This is a genomic window from Brevibacterium sp. FAM 27836 (genome assembly GCF_051351055.1).
Taxonomy (GTDB): Bacteria; Actinomycetota; Actinomycetes; order Actinomycetales; family Brevibacteriaceae; genus Brevibacterium.
The window spans coordinates 1,072,356-1,090,701 of the sequence record NZ_CP195711.1; the positions used below are offsets into that span (position 1 = coordinate 1,072,356).

13 protein-coding genes are annotated in these 18,346 nt (G+C 66.2%); 5 read left to right on the top strand and 8 right to left on the bottom strand.

Annotation, left to right across the window (positions count from 1 at the left end):
* Positions 1-21: 21 nt before the first annotated feature.
* Positions 22-1,437, bottom strand: coding sequence for an aldehyde dehydrogenase family protein (locus ACSE4D_RS05040; RefSeq protein WP_426936669.1), 1,416 nt, complete (start codon positions 1,435-1,437; stop codon positions 22-24).
* Positions 1,438-1,602: 165 nt separating this feature from the next.
* On the bottom strand, positions 1,603-2,568 hold the full coding sequence (locus ACSE4D_RS05045) for a helix-turn-helix domain-containing protein (RefSeq protein WP_426936670.1): 966 nt from the start codon (positions 2,566-2,568) through the stop codon (positions 1,603-1,605).
* Positions 2,569-2,855: 287 nt separating this feature from the next.
* Between ACSE4D_RS05045 and ACSE4D_RS05050 the strand changes: the two genes are divergently transcribed.
* Complete coding sequence (locus tag ACSE4D_RS05050; RefSeq protein ID WP_426936671.1) at positions 2,856-4,490, top strand: GMC family oxidoreductase; 1,635 nt, start codon at positions 2,856-2,858, stop codon at positions 4,488-4,490.
* A gap of 15 nt (positions 4,491-4,505) precedes the next feature.
* Here ACSE4D_RS05050 and ACSE4D_RS05055 read toward each other — a convergent pair whose 3' ends face one another.
* Both ACSE4D_RS05055 and ACSE4D_RS05060 read right to left on the bottom strand, forming a co-directional pair.
* A complete protein-coding gene (locus ACSE4D_RS05055) occupies positions 4,506-5,468 on the bottom strand; it encodes an aldo/keto reductase (protein WP_426936672.1) in 963 nt (320 codons plus the stop codon).
* Between the two features lie 114 nt (positions 5,469-5,582).
* Positions 5,583-6,428 (bottom strand): DNA-formamidopyrimidine glycosylase family protein, encoded by an 846-nt coding sequence (locus ACSE4D_RS05060; protein ID WP_426936673.1) that lies wholly within the window; start codon positions 6,426-6,428, stop codon positions 5,583-5,585.
* Between the two features lie 145 nt (positions 6,429-6,573).
* Between ACSE4D_RS05060 and ACSE4D_RS05065 the strand changes: the two genes are divergently transcribed.
* Entirely contained in the window at positions 6,574-8,517 is a 1,944-nt protein-coding gene (locus tag ACSE4D_RS05065; RefSeq protein ID WP_426936674.1) for an aconitate hydratase, read from the top strand.
* Positions 8,518-8,617: 100 nt separating this feature from the next.
* On the opposite strand, the gene ACSE4D_RS05070 is transcribed toward ACSE4D_RS05065, so the two are convergent.
* The 3 genes from ACSE4D_RS05070 to ACSE4D_RS05080 all read right to left on the bottom strand — a co-directional run bounded on the left by ACSE4D_RS05070 (position 8,618) and on the right by ACSE4D_RS05080 (position 13,336).
* Positions 8,618-10,096: a peptide MFS transporter gene (locus ACSE4D_RS05070; RefSeq protein WP_426936675.1), complete on the bottom strand. Its 1,479-nt coding sequence runs from the start codon at positions 10,094-10,096 to the stop codon at positions 8,618-8,620.
* Between the two features lie 205 nt (positions 10,097-10,301).
* Positions 10,302-11,780: a catalase gene (locus tag ACSE4D_RS05075; RefSeq protein ID WP_426936676.1), complete on the bottom strand. Its 1,479-nt coding sequence runs from the start codon at positions 11,778-11,780 to the stop codon at positions 10,302-10,304.
* Between the two features lie 200 nt (positions 11,781-11,980).
* Positions 11,981-13,336: a hypothetical protein gene (locus tag ACSE4D_RS05080; protein WP_426936677.1), complete on the bottom strand. Its 1,356-nt coding sequence runs from the start codon at positions 13,334-13,336 to the stop codon at positions 11,981-11,983.
* Positions 13,337-13,764: 428 nt separating this feature from the next.
* Between ACSE4D_RS05080 and ACSE4D_RS05085 the strand changes: the two genes are divergently transcribed.
* Complete coding sequence (locus ACSE4D_RS05085) at positions 13,765-15,198, top strand: MFS transporter (protein WP_426936678.1); 1,434 nt, start codon at positions 13,765-13,767, stop codon at positions 15,196-15,198.
* A gap of 47 nt (positions 15,199-15,245) precedes the next feature.
* Here ACSE4D_RS05085 and ACSE4D_RS05090 read toward each other — a convergent pair whose 3' ends face one another.
* On the bottom strand, positions 15,246-15,608 hold the full coding sequence (locus ACSE4D_RS05090) for a VOC family protein (protein WP_426936679.1): 363 nt from the start codon (positions 15,606-15,608) through the stop codon (positions 15,246-15,248).
* A gap of 127 nt (positions 15,609-15,735) precedes the next feature.
* On the opposite strand from ACSE4D_RS05090, the gene ACSE4D_RS05095 reads away from it, so the two are divergent.
* The gene (locus ACSE4D_RS05095) at positions 15,736-16,755 is read left to right on the top strand and encodes an ATP-grasp domain-containing protein (protein ID WP_426936680.1); all 1,020 of its coding nucleotides are present in this window, start codon (positions 15,736-15,738) and stop codon (positions 16,753-16,755) included.
* A 37-nt stretch (positions 16,756-16,792) separates the two neighbouring features.
* Positions 16,793-18,274 carry a phytoene desaturase family protein gene (locus tag ACSE4D_RS05100; protein WP_426936681.1) on the top strand — a complete coding sequence of 494 codons (1,482 nt, stop codon included), beginning with the start codon at positions 16,793-16,795 and terminating at the stop codon, positions 18,272-18,274.
* Positions 18,275-18,346: the final 72 nt, after the last annotated feature.

Genomic DNA, 18,346 nt, shown 5'->3' on the forward strand with positions numbered 1-18,346 from the left:
GGTGACCGATTCAGGTGCCGCTCACCAGCTGATCACATGGGGGACGCTGACCTGTTTCAGGCCTTCGAGACCGAATTCGAGACCGAAGCCGGACTTCTTCACGCCGCCGAAGGGAATCCGCGGATCCACGGCACCGTGTTTGTTGATCCACGTGGTTCCGGCCTCGAGACGGGCAGCGACCTGTCGGCAGGCGTCGAGATCCGTGCCCCACACCGAGGAGCCGAGCCCGACCTCGAGGCCGTTGGCCCATTCGATGGCCTGGTCGAGGTCCGTGTACTTGATGATCGGCAGCACGGGCCCGAACTGCTCCTCGGCGACGAGCGGATTGTCATTGTCGATGTCGGCGACGAGCGTCGTGGGGTAGAAGTACCCGGGCCGCTCGGCGACCGGATCGCCGCCGACGAGCACGCGCGCTCCCCCGTCCTTCGCGGCTTGGACGAGGCGGGCGACGATATCGTACTGCTGTTTGTTCTGCAGCGGACCGAGCACGTTGTCCTCGTCGAGGCCCACACCCATCGGGGACGCTCCGGCCACCTCGACGAGGGCCTGGCAGACCTCGTCATAGAGCGATTCGGGCACATAAAGGCGCTTCATCGCCGCGCAGGTCTGGCCGGTGTTGATGAATGCACCCCAGAACAGATCGGCAGCGATGGCGGCGGGGTCGGCATCGGCGAGCACGATTCCGGCATCGTTGCCGCCGAGTTCGAGGGTGATCCTGGCCAGACTGTCCGCGGCGGTGCGCATGATCGCCTGCCCGGTCTTCGTCGACCCGGTGAACATGATCTTGTCGATGTCGGCATGGCCGGTCAGTGCGGCGCCGACGGCCCCGTCTCCGGGAACGACGGCGAGCACATCGGCCGGCAGCGCCTGGTTGACCACGGCCACGAGTGCCTGCACGGACAGCGGTGTGTACTCCGAGGGTTTGAGGACGACGGTGTTGCCCATCTTCAGGGCCGGAGCGAACTGCCACACGGAGATCATCATCGGCCAGTTCCAGGGTCCGACCGCGCCGACGACGCCGACCGGCCGGTAGTGGAGTTCGGCGTGGGTCTCACCGTCCTCGACGACGACCTCGGGGTCGAGCTCGAAGGCCGCGTTCGCGCGCAGCCACGCGGCGCAGGCCCCGACTTCGAAACGCGCATTGGGCCCGTTGAGCGGTTTGCCCTGTTCGCGGGAGAGCAGCTCGGCCAGCGCCTCGGCGGAGGCTTCGATCGCATCGGCGGCGGCATTGAGGCGGTCGCTGCGCTCCTGCGCGGTCTGCCCGGCCCATTCCGGTTGGGCCCTCCGGGCGGCGGCGACTGCCGAATCGATCTCTGCCGGGCTGCCCTGACGGGTGCGTCCGACGATCTCGCCTGTAGCCGGATCGCGGATCTCGCGCCCGTTGGGGTCCTCGATCGCAGACAGGATGGCGGCAGTGGTTGTGAAGTCGGTGGTCATGATGCTCCTTGCGTCGGGACGGTGCCGGCCGGGACTGCGCCGGTCTGTTCTGTGATCCGTTCAACAGTCAATGCGTTCACTGCCAGTGTGGACAGGTCTCGCGGTCCGCGTCTTGGCTCTGCAGGCGGAGTTCTTGACGATTCGCGCATCGACGCCGACCGCGGCCTACACCGTTCGGGTGGCCAGAACGCTGCGGCGGAATTCGGCGGGCGGCTGACCGACGACGTTGCGGAAGAGGCGGGAGAAATGAGCCGGATCGCTCAGCCCCCAGCGTGCGCCGATGGCTGCCACCGGGGTCTGTCTCTGCCGGGGGTCGGCAAGATCGGCCCGACACCGGTCGATGCGGCGACGCCGGATCTCTCCGGCCACGGTCTCACCGCTGCCTTCGAAGACCTGGTGCAGGGTCCGCACCGATATGAAGTGAGCGGCGGCGATGGTCGAGGGAGACAGCTGCGGGTCGGACAGATGCGCGTCGATGAAGTCTGTGATGTCGTCCCGCATCCGCTGCCGCTCATCGGCTTCGCCGCCGGCGGCCGTGAGCTCGTCGACCATCACCGTGGTCAGCAGGTCGACGACGTTGCCGGCCAACCGGACTCCGGTCGCCCGGTTCAGAGCCGGCAGCATGACTCCGGCCTGAGAGATGACCTGGGCGACGACCGCACCGAGCTGGTGGTCGGCACCGATCGGTGTGGCAGTGAGCTGGCCGACGGCGGCGACGGGCAGGTTCACCCGCGACTGCGGGAACATCATGACGTAGGACGAGAAGTCCGAATCGAAGCTGAGCGTGTAGGGCCGCGAGGTGTCGTAGATGGCCAGCGTCCCTGGGGCCAGAGCCATCTCACGGCCGTCCTGGATGAGCAGACCGTGTCCGTCGAGCTGAAGCGAGACCTTGAAGTAGTTCGCCGTGGCGCCGTGTTCGTCCGACCGGGTCCGGGAGATCAGCCCGGGGGTGCGCAGAACCGCGTGCGGATCGGCGTTGATCTGTGACATCACGACCGAGTCGTAGTCGCGTGCACTGATGCGCCCGGTGAATCCGCCTCGGCGCTGGGGTTCGGTGTCGAGCGGAACGAATGAGTCCGATACCAGGCTCTGCCATCCGTCGAAATCGTTCGCGGTGTCTTCAAGCAACATCGTCATCCTCAGGAGCTCTCTCGGCTTCGACCGCCTCGTCGATGCCCGTTGTCCGGTCACTCTATCCCCTGGCGGCGGGGCAGTCACGGTCGGGGACAGAATCACCGACCGATCGGTCGCTGCTGTGCTCCCAGCTTCAAGCCACACCTGCCCCCGGGGTCGAGGATCGCGTCAGCCGGTGCCGCGCATTGACGATCCGTGCGCGGGCGGCGGGCTCGGCTTGGCAACGCGTGCGGACTTGCCGCAGGTCTCTTCCACCGCGATGCCTGCCTCTCTAGCCTGACGCCATGACCACCAATGACGCCGGCATCGTCGCCGCAAGCATCAGCGCCCATCCGGAGAACTTCCCGACCGAGATCCCGGACGAACGATTCGACCACATCGTCATCGGGGCGGGCTCCGCCGGGTGCGTGCTCACCCGCCGCCTGCTCGATGCGGGCAAGAAGGTCTGCCTCGTCGAAGCCGGCGAGGACGAGACGAATCCGAACATCGATCATCTGAACAACCTCGGACTCATCTGGCATTCGGCTCAGGACTGGAACTACTACACCATTCCGCAGCCCGGCGCCATGGACCGCAGGCTCCACCTGCCCCGCGGGAAGGTGCTCGGCGGTTCGAATGCGCTCAACGCCGTCATCTGGGTCCGCGGCGACGCCTGGGACTACGAGCAGTGGGTCGAATCCGGCTGCCCCGGCTGGTCCTGGGACGACGTCTGGCCGGTGTTCCAGGCGATCGAGAACTATGACGGGGAGATCACCGACACCCGCGGCACGACCGGTCCGATGGATGTGCGCCTCGACTACGAACGCAACCGGCTGCAGGAAGACATGCTCACCGCGTCCGTAGAGGCCGGGGTCCCCTTCAACCCCGACTACAATTCGGGCAGCGTCGAGGGAGTCGGCCGGATCCAACTCAATGTCCGCGACGGGAAACGGCTGAACACGTGGCGGGCCTACCTCAAGCCCCGCCTCGGCGACGAGAACCTCACGATCCTCACCTCCACCCATGCCCGGCGGCTCCTCGTCGAGGGCACGACGGTCACCGGGCTCGAGGTCGACTTCCGCGGTCGTGTCGGCACACTGTCCGCCGATGAGGTCATCCTCGCCGCCGGTGCGCTGGCGTCGCCGGAGCTGCTGCTGCGTTCGGGTATCGGTCCGGCCGGAGAGCTCGCCGAGGTCGGTGTCGAGTCCATCCACGACCTGCCGGGAGTGGGCAAGAACCTCCAGGACCATTGGCTCTCACCCGTGGTCTTCTCCACCGGTAACCATCAGGTGCCGATGGGTGAGGTGGCCCCGGCCGAGGTGCACCTGTTCGCGAAGTCGCGTCCCGAACTGCCGGCGCCCGACACCCAGCCCCTGTTCTTCTCCGTGCCGATGTACGCTCAGGACGCCGCCCCCGCGGCGCAGGACGGGCCCGGTCCCGGAGGCGCCTTCACTCTGCAGGGCGGACTGGTCCGTCCCGCAAGTCGGGGCGAGGTCAGACTCAGCGGTCCGAATCCGCAGGATCCGCTCATCGTCGACCCGCAGGTGCTCACCGCACAGACCGATGTCGACGCCCTCGTCGCCTCCGTGCGGCAGTGTCGTGAGATCGGTCGGGCGGACGCACTGGCGGCCTGGCAGCCCACGGAGATCCATCCCGGCCCCGAGGTGTCCGATGACGATCTCGAGGACTACGTCCGCGGCTCAGTCGTGACCTATCACCACCAGGTCGGAACCTGCCGGATGGGCACCGATGGGGACGCGGTCATCGACCCGAGCACATTCGCCGTCCATGGTCTGTCCGGGCTGCGCCTGGCCGATGCTTCGATCATGCCGCAGGTGACGACCGGGAATACGAATGCGCCGACGATCATGATCGCCGAACGGGCCGCGGCCGCACTCGTCGGGTCCCCGGTCGAGGGCATCACCGCTCCCGGCCGCTGACCGAGAAACCGGTCGTCAGGAGGGTTCTTCCTCGGCGAACGGGGCCGAGGCCAGGTCGAGGCGTTCGACCTCATCGGCGCTGAGCTCGAGACCGGGTGCGGCCATGATGGCCTCGAGCTGATCAGGCGTGCGCGCCGAGGCGATCGGCGCTGTCACACCCTTGGCCAGCAGCCAGGACAGTGCCACGGTCGATGGTGCCACGTCGTGGGATTCGGCGATCGCCACAAGGTCATCGACAGCCTTGAGTCCCTCGGCGTTGAAGTATCCCTGCACCATTGCCCCGCGATCGGCCCCCTCCAGGTCGGCCTCGGTGCGGTACTTGCCGGTGAGGAAACCGGCGGCGAGGCTGAAGTAGGAGAACACGGCCAGATCATGCTTCTCGGCCACTGGGCGCAGGTCCGTTTCGAACTCTCGCCGGTACACCAGGCTGTACTGCGGCTGGACGGCCACCGGCTTGACCAGCCCTTCGTCCTCGCATGCGGCGAACCAGTCGGCCAGACGCGCCGGCGAGTAGTTCGACACGGCGATGTGCCTGGCCTTTCCGGAACGCACGATCTCATCGAAGACCCGGGCCACCTCGGCGATGGGGGTCACCTCATCGTCACGGTGGGCATAGTAGAGGTCGACATGATCGGTCTGCAGGCGTTCCAGGGAGGCGTCGATGGCGGTGCGGATGTAGGCGGGATCCTGAGTCTGGTGATCGGGATGATCGCCGACCTTCGTGGCGATGACGATGTTGTCGCGGTTGCCTCGGGCGGCCAGCCAGGTGCCGATGATGGTCTCGGATTCGCGGCCGGTCTTCCCCGGCACCCACGCCGGGTAGGATTCGGCGGTGTCGAGGAAGTTGCCGCCGGCGGCGACGAAGGCGTCGAGGACGGCGTGCGAACCGGCCTCATCGGCGGTCCACCCGAAGGTGTTGGTGCCGAGGTTGATCGGAAAGATGGACAGTTCGGTGCCGGGGATCTCAACCTGCGTCATCGTTCTCCTCTTGACGGTCGATGTCGATGGACTCGGCCCGTACAGGGCCACGATCAGGGATAACGCCACCTCGGGGGCGATTATTCCGTCACCGATCCTCTCCGTCACCGGTCCTCATTTGAGGAGTCGGTCCATGCGCCGATCGGACAGTTTCCTCCCGCCCGTCTGGCAGTGCGGGCAGTACTGGAGCGATCGGTCGGCGAAGGACACCTCGGCGATCGTGGTCCCGCACACCGGGCATGTCCTGCCCGTACGGCCGTGGACCGAGAACCCGCGCTTCTTCGCGGCTTTGACCTTCCCCGGCGGCAGGCCGCTGAGCGCCTGACGGGCGGCGGTGAGGACTGCCCTGATGGCATCGACCAGAGTGTCCGCGTCGACGGTCTTCGCCGTGGCGAACGGCGAGAGCTTCGCGGTATGGAGGATCTCGTCGGAGTAGGCGTTGCCGATGCCTGCGATGATTCGCTGATCCTCGATGACGGTCTTGATCCTCGCTGCCGACCCCGCCAGACCGGCAGCGAGCTCCTCGGCCGTGATGGACAGCGCGTCGGGGCCGAGTGCCGCCACTGCTGCGACCTCTGAGCGGTCGCGGACCAGCGACACTGCGGCGTTCTTCTTCGATCCCTGCTCGACAAGGTCGACAGCGGCTCCTGAGGCCAGACTCACCCGCATGCCCAAGGGCCCTCTGCCCATCCTGATCGGACCGCTCGGGGCTGCATCGTGCCAGTTCAGCCAGCCCATGCGTGCGAACCGGCAGACGAGTTCGAGGCCGTCGAATCCGATGATGAGCATCCGCCCGGCGCGGTCGACTTCTGTGATCTCCAGGCCGGCGAGCGCCTCGAGGTCCGGCTCGACGGTCTTGAGCAGACTGAGTTCGGCGATATCGGCACCGGTGACGAAGTCGCCTATCAGTCGCGGACGCAGGAACTCCACCAGGGCGTCGACCTCGGGCAGTTCCGGCATGAGTCCATTATGCCCTCCGGTTGCATGGCGCACCAGGGACGACGGGTCTTGAGAACCCCGCGGTCCGGGTCTAGCGTGGACGGACACGGTCGATCCGCCGCGATCGTCGACGGATCGTCCAGAACCCTGCCGAAGGAGGCTGACGATGCCCGAGAATGTTGCCCAGAAACTCATCAGATCGCATCTCGAGTCCGGGGAGTTCGCACCCGGCAACGAGCTCGGGCTCCGCATCGACCAGACCCTGACCCAGGATGCGACGGGAACCCTGGTCATGCTCGAGCTCGAGGCCCTGGGTCTCGACCGGATCCGCACCGACCTGTCTGTGCAGTACGTCGATCACAACCTTCTGCAGACCGATGAGAAGAACCCCGAGGACCACGAGTTCCTCCAATCGGCCGCCCAGCGATTCGGGCTGTGGTTCTCAGCCGCCGGCAACGGCGTCTCCCACCCGGTCCACCAGTCGCGGTTCGGCAAACCCGGCGCGACACTCATCGGCTCCGATTCGCACACCTGCGCGGCCGGCGCCCTGGGGATGCTGGCCATCGGCGTCGGTGGCCTCGAGATCGCCATGGCCATGGCAGGTGAACCCCTCTACATCGCCGCCCCGCAGGTGATGGGCGTCGAACTCACCGGCGAGATGCCGGACTGGGTCTCGGCCAAGGACGTCATCCTCGAGATGCTGCGCCGGCACGGAGTCAAGGGCGGGGTCGGCAAGATCATCGAATACCACGGGGAGGGCCTCAAGCACCTCACGGCCATGGATCGACACGTCATCGCGAATATGGGTGCCGAACTCGGTGCCACCGCCACGGTCTTCCCTGCCGACGATGCCGTCCGCGACTATCTCGAGGCAAGTGATCGCGGTGAGGACTTCACCCGAATCGTCGCCGATGCCGGGGCCGAATACGATCTCACGGACTCCATCGACCTCTCGCAGCTCGAACCGCTCATCGCCGCCCCATCGTCTCCGGGCAATGTCACCCCCGTGCGCGAGGTCGCCGGCGAGGAGGTGTTCCAGGTCGTCGTCGGCTCCTCGGCCAATCCCGGGCTGCGCGACTTCGCCGTGGTGGCCGAGACTCTGAGCGAACACCAGATCCACCCGCAGATCTCACTCGACATCAACCCGACCTCCCGCGAGGTCCTCGCCGACCTCATCTCAGGCGGCTGGCTGACATCGCTGGTGAGCTCGGGGGCACGGATCCACCAGTCCGGCTGCATGGGCTGCATCGGCATGGGCCAGGCACCGGCCGTGGGACGCAACAGCCTGCGCACCATGCCGAGGAACTTCCCCGGCCGCTCCGGCACCGATGAGGACTCCGTCTGGCTGTGCTCTCCGGAGACCGCAGCCGCGGCGGCACTGACCGGTCGGATCACCGATCCCCGCGACCTCGACATGGACTACCCGAAAGTGCGGCTGCCGGAGAAGTTCTCGGCCAACCGCAAGATGCTCATGCCACCGCTCGAGCCCGAGGAGGCGCGGAAGGTCGAACTGGTCAAGGGTGAGAACATCTCGACCCTGCCGGAGTTCGAACCGCTGCCGGACGACATCGACCTCGAGGTCCTGCTCAAGGTCGGCGACAACGTCTCCACCGACGAGATCATGCCCGCCGGTTCGCGCGTCCTGCCGTACCGGTCGAACATTCCGAAGATCTCCGAGTTCGTCTACATCCAGGTCGACGACACCTACGCCACCCGCGCGGCAGAGCACGAGGGCGGTCATGCCATCGTCGGCGGCGAGAACTACGGTCAGGGTTCGTCGCGTGAGCACGCGGTCATCGCTCCCCGCTACCTCGGGCTGCGGGTGGTCGTGGCGAAGTCCCTGGCGAGAATCCATTGGCAGAACCTCGCGAACTTCGGTGTCCTCGCCCTCGAGTTCACCGATGAGTCAGGCTATGAGGACCTGTCCCAAGGGGATGTGCTGGTCTTCCTCGGACTGCGCGATGAGCTGGCCGAGGGCAAGACCGTCACCGCCGAGGTGGACGGCCGGACCTTCGAATTCCGCCACGGTCTCTCACCCCGCCAGGTCGAGATGGTCCTGGCCGGAGGACGCATCGCGCAGCGCGCCGAGCACGAGGCCCAGACTTCCTGAGTCTCAGACCGGCTGAGTCTCACAGCGACTGAGCCCCTGACCGACTGATGGCGGCCCTGCAACCATGTGGTTGCAGGGCCGCCATCACTGATGTGTGAGCTCAGCGCACCCCTGCCATGAGCTTGACGATGGGCTTGCGGAAGGCGAAGAGCAGGATTCCGACGACGATGGACACAGCCCCGATCGTGAGGAAGTAGGGAACCTCGTTGTCGGTGGAGTAGAAACCTGCCAAGGAACCGGAGGCTGCGGTGCCCAATGCCACCGAGAGGAAGAACAGGGCCACCATCTGCGAGTGGAAGGCCTGCGGCGCCAGCTTGGTCGCCAACGACTGGCCCACCGGTGAGAGGCAGAGCTCAGCCATCGTGAACAGGAAGTACACGAGGACCATCACGATGAATGGCACGGAGTTGGCACCCCCGCCGGCGAGCGGAATGAAGATGAAGAAGGCGATGCCCATGACGACAGTGCCCATCGCGAACTTCACCGGAGTCACCGGCTGCCGATCGCCGAGCTTGGTCCACATCGCAGCGAACACCGCTGCGAAGATGATGATGAAGGCCGGATTGATCGACTGGACGACGCTCGGAGGGAGTTCGAGTCCGAAGATCGTGCGGTCCAGACGCTGGTCCGCGTAGATCGCGAGCACGGTGAACTGCTGCTGGAACAGTGACCAGAACACGGCGGAGCCGATGAACAGCGGAATGAAGGAGATGACCCGGCTGCGTTCGGTGGCGCTGATCCGCTTCGAGATCCCGATCACGATGAACAGGACGACCGCCGCGATGAGCGTGACGATGACGACGACGTCCGAGAGGTTCTCGGCAGTGAGGATTCCCAACATGGTCGCCGCGATGATGATGAGGACGCCCAGGGCGCCGATGAGGGACCAGCGGGTCGCTTCACGCCGCGACAGCGGATTCGTCGGCTTGCTGCTCTCTTCGGTGACGGTGTGGCGGCGCATGAGCATGTACTGCACGAGCCCGATGGCCATGAGCACGGCAGCCAGTCCGAAGCCCCAGTGGAATCCCTTCCATCCCCAGACCGCTGAGGTCAGCAGGGGGCCGATGAGACCGCCGATGTTGACGCCCATGTAGTAGATGGAGAACGCGGCGTCCCGCCGGTTGTCCTTGAGATCGTAGAGGTCACCGAGGGTCGCCGACGTGGTGACCTTGAGCGAACCGGAGCCCACAGCGATGCAGACCAGCCCGATGCCGAGGCCGAGGCCTCCCGGCAGCAGCGACAGGGCCAGGTGGCCGATCATGACCACCGCGGCCGAGGTGATGACCGTCTTCTCCGAACCGAGGATGCGGTCGGCGACCCAGCCGCCGAGAACCGAGGAGAGATAGACCAGTCCGCCGTAGGCACCGACGATGGACGTTGCCACCGCTTCGGACATTCCCAGGCCGCCGTCCGTGGCGGAGTAGTAGATGTAGTAGGCGAGCAGGCCCTGCATCCCGTAGAAGCTGAACCGCTCCCACATCTCGACACCGGCGAGATTCGCCAGGCCCCACGGATGGCCGAAGAAACTGCGTGTCTTCGTGATGGACGTCTGTTCGCTCTTCAGTTCTGATTGTGGCACTCGCTCATCTTAGGACTGTCGAAGCGATCATGCATCTTCGCTCGTGAGCCCGGCAGAGAGGCGAAGTCCGAGTGTCCGAGCGCAGGGATCGACCTGCGCCGCTGAGACAACGCAGACTGCGGCCCGGGCACCTCGCAGGAGGTGTCCGGGCCGCAGTCTGGATATCGGCGCTTCAGGCGCCGGGCTCAGGACCGGGAGCGGTCGATCAGCCCTTCACCCTGGCCTCGATGGCCTGACCCACCTCTTCGTCGATGTTCTTCCAGTACTGGATCGCGTTGGACAGCACCGGTTCCTCGACACCATCGGACAGACCGCCTGCGACAGTGTCGATGAGACCCTGTCGCTCTTCCTCGGAGTAGACTTCGCGGACCAGCGTGTGCGCCTGACCGAAGTCGTCGTCCTCAGCATGCAGGCTGTAGGCGCTGCGGACGAGCTCGCCGTCGGACTCCCAGCTGTTGTCGATCGTGCCCTGCGTGTCCTGGTAGGCACGTCCATACGAGTTCGGGGCGTAGACCGGAGCATTGCCCGAGTGGTTGTACTGCATCTGGCCTTCCTTGTCATACGAATTCGTCTTCGTGACAGGGGCGTTGACCGGCAGCTGGTTGAAGTTCGTGCCGATCCGGTTGCGCTGGGCATCCGGGTAGGAGAACACACGTCCGAGCAGCATCTTGTCCGGCGAGATTCCGGTGCCGGGCACCATATTCGACGGGCTGAAGGCCGCCTGCTCGATCTGGGCGAAGTGGTTCGAGGGGTTCTCATTGAGCGTGAACTTGCCGACCTTGATCAGCGGGTAGTCCTTCTTCGACCAGGTCTTCGTCAGATCGAAGGGGTTGAACCGGTAGGTCTTGGCCTCTTCGTAGGGCATGATCTGAACGTAGAAGGTCCAGGACGGGTATTCACCACGCTCGATGGCCTCGAAAAGGTCACGACGGTGGATGTCCGCGTCCTCACCGGCGAGCTGACCGGCTTCCTCGTTCGTCATGTTCTCCACACCCTGATCGGTGTGGAAGTGGTACTGGACCCAGAACTTCTCGCCCTCGGAGTTGATCCACATGTAGGTGTCCGAGGAGTAGCCGTTCATGTTCCGCCAGGTCTTGGGCAGACCGCGCGGTCCCATGAGGTAGGCGACCTGGTGGGCGGATTCGGGTGAGAGCGACCAGAAGTCCCACTGCATGTTGTTGCTGCGCAGACCCGAATCAGGAAGGCGCTTCTGCGAGTGGATGAAGTCCGGGAACTTCATCGGGTCGCGGACGAAGAAGATGGGCGTGTTGTTGCCCACCATGTCGAAGTTGCCCTCTTCGGTGTAGAACTTCAGCGCGAATCCGCGCACATCGCGCCACGAGTCGGGCGAACCGAGTTCACCGGCGACGGTGGAGAAGCGCGCGAGCATCGGGGTCTTCTTGCCCGGCTGCAGGAAGTCGGCCTTCGTGTAGGCGGAGACGTCCTCGGTGACCTCGAGCTGACCGAAAGCACCCGATCCCTTGGCATGCGGGCTGCGCTCGGGCACACGCTCGCGGTCGAACCGGGCGAGCTTCTCGACCAGGGCCACATCGTGGAGCATCAGCGGGCCGTCGGCGCCCACGCTCAGCGAGTGGGCATCGGACTCCCTGGGCGCACCGGACTCGGTCGTCGATGGCTTGGTGCTGTCGTGCCCGGGGTACTCATGATCTGTATGTTGCGTCATCACATCTCCTAACCACTTGGCATCGGGCGCTGTGCCACCGCAGCCGCGCTTCCACGTAGGATGCGGCACCACTTGCCCGATTGATTCGCTTCACCGACTTCGGCAGAGCGCTGTCGGCATTGGTTTCAAACTAACCCTATTCTTGAATCATTACAACCAAGGCCACACTGCATTGATTCCCGAGCAGCGTGTTGATCGGCTCACCCCTGCGCCGAGGAGGCTCCCGAACCGCTGCTGCCGCCGACGCTCGAATCGCCTCCCGAGCCGGACCCGCCCCCGGCGCCTCCGTCGGAACTCGAACCGCTGCCTGATGCGTCGGACCCGCCCTGGCCCTGACTTCCGGAGCCGTTCGAGGTGCTCGACGCGTCGGAGGTGTCCGTTCCGTCCGAAGAAGTCGATGAGCTCGCATCGCTGCCCGTGCTCGACGAGGCGTCTGAGCCCTGATCGGTCTGCGCTCCGGTCGTGCCTTCGGTCTCACCCTCACCCGCCGAGGTGGCCCCGCCCTCGTTCGACCCATCGTTCACGGTTCCCGTGTTCGAGTCGGTGCCTGACTGGGAACCGGCCCCGGAGCCGGAGGAACCTGAATCCGAGGATCCCTCGCTGCCGCCGTCCGTTCCCGTCTCTTCAGCGGATCCGGTGTTCCCGGAGACCGCGCGTGAGATCTGGGACGTGCCCGGGGAGATGTCGGCCCCAGTGACGGACTCGGCCATGACCACGGCGCCGAGTCCGATCCCGAAGGCGGCCACACCGATCGTGACGGGGTAGAGCACGCGCTTGCGCCGCAGCTTCTGCCACCACGTCTGCGAGGTCTCTGCCGCGGTGCCGGTGGACCCATCGGCTGCGGCCGGGGCCGTCGCGGCCTCCGCCGCTGCGGTGTCATCGGTCGCCGGTGCGGAGGCGAAGACGGATTCGCTGCGCACGCCTTGAGCGGTGCCGGCCCTGGCGGCCGGGCCGCCTTTGGTCATCTGAGCCTTCACTGCGGGAGCCAGTTTCGAACCGACTTCCTTGATCTTCTCCTTGCCCTTGTCCAGGCTGCGTCCGTAGATCGTCACGGCCAGGCCGGTGATGATGCTGGCGACACCGGCACCGACGACGGTTCCGGCGACTCCGAGCTGACCGCCGATGACCGACGAGGTCGCTGCGGCTCCGGCGCCGGCGAGCAGTTGGGTCGCCGAGATCCGCCCCTCTGACTTCTTCTCGTCCTCGGGAGCCGGGCCGTGCGCGGCTGCGGGAGCGACGCGTGTGTCGGTCTGGTGTGCGGCCGCGGCGGTGGTCGATGCTCCCTGCACGCCCGGTGTCCCCTGCACAGCGGTGTCCTGCTGGCGCACAGCGGTGTCTTGCAAAGGCGTGTCACGGCGAATCGGATTCGGCGGCATCACCGGTGTGGTCGCATGCTGGCTCGGTGCCTGGCACCGTTCTGTCTCCGTCGCACAGCGAGAGGCGGCGAGTTCCTCGGTGATCAGCGGAAGGGTCTGCGAATGCTGCTGTGGGGTCGTTCTGTCCTCGTGGTCAGCTGCGTTCTGCTGCTTGTCCAACTCTCCGTGTTTCGACGTCAATGTTCCTCCCAAAACCAGTGCTTCGAATCAGTATCGTCCGCCAAGGTTCGGGCAGCCTGACCCGCCCGGCCCCAGCCTGGGAGAACGCTGATGGACACCGTCATCGGCAATGCCCTGACCAGGTGTTTCATCGCCCAATGTGACCTCGGGGACAATCGGCTCTCACCATTCCCACAGGAGCGGAGAGAACGGCCGCTCGTGAGACTCCTCCGGCTGGGACGATCGGCGCATCGGCATCGACCAGGACGGGCGCTGGGCTTGCCATGAGAGCTGAGAGGACTAACCTGAGTTCGTGCTGTCCGACGGTCCTTCCGCCGAGGAGCACCGAACTTTCGCATAACAGAGAGGGACGTGCACAGATCTTCTGCGTGTGATTCCAGAGCACGGCGGTCTCGCGTCTCTCATGCCCGCTAACGGAAGGTGAAGACGTGTTCGGACCGGACAATGTCCGTCGGCGGTGGCGCCCGGACGAGATCACAGTGACCAAACCCGATGTCACGAAGCGAGCGATCGGGGCCGCAGCCATCGGCAACATCACAGAATGGTACGACTTCGGCGTCTACGGCTATCTCGCGGTCGTCATCGAGGGGATTTTCCTGCCGAAGGATTCGGGCCCGATCGGCCATGTCATCGTCGCGGGACTCTTCGCCGTGGCATTCCTCGTCAGGCCGCTCGGGGGCCTGTTCTTCGGCCCCCTGGCCGATAAGATCGGGCGCAACAAGGTGCTCGCGATGACGATGATCCTCATGGCCTCGGGCACCTTCCTCATCGGCGTTCTGCCCGATTACGCGACCGTGGGACTGTGGGCGCCGTTCCTGTTGCTGGGCTGTCGCCTGCTGCAGGGCTTCTCCACCGGCGGCGAGTACAGCAATGCGATGACCTTCATCGCCGAATACGCCCCGGATCGTCGGCGCGGCTTCCTCGGCAGCCTGCTCGAGGTCGGAACCTTCTCCGGCTATGTGCTCGGCGCCCTGTTCGCGACGATCGTCCAGACCGCCTCGACACCGGAGTTCCTCGCCGCCTGGGGGTGGAGAATCCCCTTCTTCATCGCCCTGCCGCTGGGCTTCGTCGGCGTCTATCTGCGCACGAAGCTCGCCGACACCCCCGCCTACAAGGAGATGGAGAAGCTCGCCGAACAGGATGAGGCGGACCACCGCACGAAGGGTGAGTTCAAGAACATCTTCCGGCTGTGGCCGAACCTGCTGGCCTGCTGCGGACTCGTGCTGGCGTGGAACGTCACGAACTACATGCTCACCTCGTTCATCCCGCTCTACTTCCCGATGGTCGAGGACATCCAGGGCAGCGGCGGGGTCTCGGAGCTGACCTCTCAGATCCTGCAGATCCTCGTCATGGCCTGCTGCCTGGCGCTCATCCCGCTCATCGGCAGGCTCTCGGACAAGGTCGGGCGGAAGGCCGTCGTGCGGGCCGGGTCGATCTCTCTCATCGTGCTGTCGTTCCCGTCCCTGTGGCTCATCCGCGGTCACAACGACGTCGTGGTGTTCCTGGGCCTGCTGATCATGGGTCTCAGCCTCATCTGCTTCAGCGCGACGATGCCCTCGACCCTGCCGTCCCTGTTTCCGACGATGGTGCGCGCCGGTGCTCTGGCGATCGCATTCAACGTCTCGATCTCACTGTTCGGCGGCACCACCTCGGTGGCGATGACATCGCTGATCAACGCCACCGGATTCCTCATGTGGCCGGCGATCTACCTCATCGCCGCCGGAATCATCGGACTCGTCGCGATCCACTTCGTGCCGGAGAGCAACCGGCGACCGCTGTGGGGATCGACTCCGTCAGCGGCCTCGAAGGAAGAGGCGAAGGACCACGCCGAGGAGCTCAACAGTCAGGTCGAACCCGCCTGAGCGACAGGCTCGGGCGGGTTCCGCCGATTTCGGGCTCGGCCCCGGGCTCAGGCTCGGCAGAGGCAGAACGGGTGGCCGGCCGGGTCGAGGAAGACCCGGAACGTCTCTCCGGGCTGTTCGGCGGCCTTGCCCGCACCGATCTCGATCACGGCCGCCTCGGCGGCATCGAGGTCCTCGACGATCACGTCGAGGTGCATCTGCTGCGGGTGATCCTGGCTCGGCCAACTGGGCGCGTGGTAGTCCTCGACCTGTTGGATGCAGATCGGGGGCCAGGAATCGGAGGTGACCTCGGCCCATGTGCCGTCTTCGTCGACGGCGACCTTCCAGTCGAGGAGCTTTCCGTAGAACTGCCCGAGTTCGGCCGCGTCGGGAGCGTCGAGCACGACAACGGGCTGCTTTGCGATAGCCATGCACCCGAGTCTACGCCGTGAGACGCACAGAGCGAAGGAGACTGCGGAAGCGGCGTAGAATTGTTGAGCAGATCCACCGATGCCGTCGAGCGCAGCCGCACCGGTACCCCACCAGCGAAGGTTCGCAATGAGTTCTCACGTCCTGCCCACCGTCGACGATCCGGCGGTTTACATCATTCATGACAATCCCGACTGGATCTCCCCATTCACGGACGCCCTCGACCGCCTCGGCGTGCGTCATGTCGAATGGCTGCTGCCCGAGACGAGGATCGACCTCACCGACGCACCGCCTGCCGGGCTCTTCTGGTCGCGCCTGTCGGCCTCGGCGCACACGCGCACGGACCCGCATGTGAAGGACTTCGGCCGGGCGGTCCTCGACTGGCTGGCCGCGGCCGGACGTCGCGTCATCAACGGTCGTGGGGTCTTCGAACTCGAGGTGAGCAAGATCCGTCAGCACGGTGCGCTGACCGGGCACGGCTTCGACGCACCGCGGACCGCGGCGGCGTTCGGCAGCCGGGCTCTGGTCGAGGCGGCTCGGGGCTTCACTCCGCCATTCATCACCAAGCACAATCAGGGCGGCAAGGGCCTCGGTGTGCGTCGCTTCGACTCCCATACCGAGCTCGAGGCTGCGGCCGAGGACTTCGCACCCGGCGGCGCGAACGAATCGATCGACGGCATCAGCCTCGTCCAGGAGTACGTGCAGCCGGCCCAGCCATTCATCACCCGCGCCGAGTTCATCGGCGGCCGCTTCCACTATGCGGTCCGCGTCGACGTCTCCGACGGCTCCTTCGAGCTGTGCCCGGCCGATGCCTGCGAGATCCCACGCGGCGAGGCCGGATCCGGTGCCGCAGCCCCGTTCAGCCGGCGGGAGGAGATCACCGCCTCGACCCCGCTCATCGGCCACCTCGAGGAGCTGTTGGACGATCTGGGGATCGCCATCGCCGGTGTCGAGTTCATCGACACCGGCGACGGCCGCCGGGTCGTCTACGACATCAACACGAACACGAACTACAATCCCGCCGTCGAATCCGCCGAACAGCTGGCCGGACGGTCACCGGCCGTCGACCGGATCGCTGCGTATGTGGCCGGACAGCTCGCCGAGGTGGCCCCACAGACCTCTCCCCTGGCCGGATCCGCTTCCCGGTGAGCACCGGCGGCGGGGCGCACTCCCCTAGACTGACCACATGAGCACTGAGGTTGATGCAGTCGTCGTCGGAACTGGTCCCAACGGCTTGGCTGCCGCGGTGACCCTGGCCCGCGCCGGGCTCTCGGTGCAGGTCTTCGAGGCTCAGTCCACCATCGGCGGGGGTGCTCGCACCCTCGACCTGGGTGTGGCGTCGGGCATCACCCACGACGTCTGCTCAGCCGTCCACCCACTGGCCATCGCCAGCCCCTTCTTCGTCGACTTCGATCTGCGTGCTCGCGGAATGGAACTGACCACCCCCGAGATCTCCTACGCCCAGCCCCTCGACGGGAAGCCGGCCGCGCTGGCATTCCGCGATCTCGACACCACGGTCGACCGCCTCGGTGAGGCCGGACCGGAGTGGCGGCGGTTCTTCGCCCCTCTGCTCGACCGGATCGACGATTCCGTGTGGTTGTCCCTGGGCGACAAGCGCTCCGTGCCCGAGACTCTGCGCGACGCACCCGGAATCGCGAACGTCGTGAAGTTCGGTCTGCGTCTGCTGAGCCAAGCCGGCCCCGCGTGGAACGTCCCCCTGTCCCACGAATCGACCCAGGCCCTGTTCACCGGCGTCGCCGCACACGCGATCGGCGGACTGCCGGCCATGGGAACCTCGGCCACGGCGACGATGCTGTCCACGCTCGCCCATGCCGTGGGCTGGCCGTCCCCTGTCGGCGGTTCCCAGGCCATCATCGACGAACTCGTCGCCGACCTCGAGGCCCACGGCGGATCCGTGACCGCGAATGCGCGCATCGATCATGTCTCGGACCTTCCCGCCGCCGGAGCCTATCTGCTCGACACCTCGGCACTGAACGCCGCGCAGATCTTCTCCGGGCTCCTGCCGTCCCAGGTCGACCGCTCGCTGCGGCGGTTCAAACACGGCAATGCCGCGGCCAAGGTCGACTTCGTCCTCGACGGTCCCGTGCCCTGGGCCGATCCCGACGTCCGGCGCGCCGGCACGATCCACGTCGGCGGAACACGCGCCCAGATGGCCGCGGCAGAGTCTCAGGTGATGGCCGGACGCATGCCCGCCGACCCCGTGTGCCTCGTCTCCGACCCGACCGTCTTCGACCCCTCACGTGAGGTGGGCGGGCTGCGGCCGCTGTGGGCGTATGCGCATGTGCCCTTCGACTGCCCGCTCGACCCGACCGAGTACATCACCGGGCAGATCGAACGCTTCGCCCCCGGATTCCGCGACACCATCGTGGCCTCGAGCTCCATTCCGGCCTCGGAGATGGCCGCGCACAATCAGAACTACATCGGCGGGGACATCGCCACCGGCGTCGTCTCCTTCTACCGCATGCTGGCCCGACCGCGTCTGAGCTGGGACAACTACAGCCTCGGCGTGCCCGGCGCGTTCCTGTGCTCGGCGGCGACCCCGCCGGCGCCCGGCGTCCACGGGATGAACGGCTGGTTCGCCGCCCGCCGCGCGCTCAAGACCCGATTCGGCATCGACCGGGCGCCGAGCCTGGCCCCGGGCGACTGAGTCCGCTGGGGCTCCAGTGCCCGAACCCGCTCCTGCGACCCCGCCCGCCGTGTGACTGCACATGATCGAATC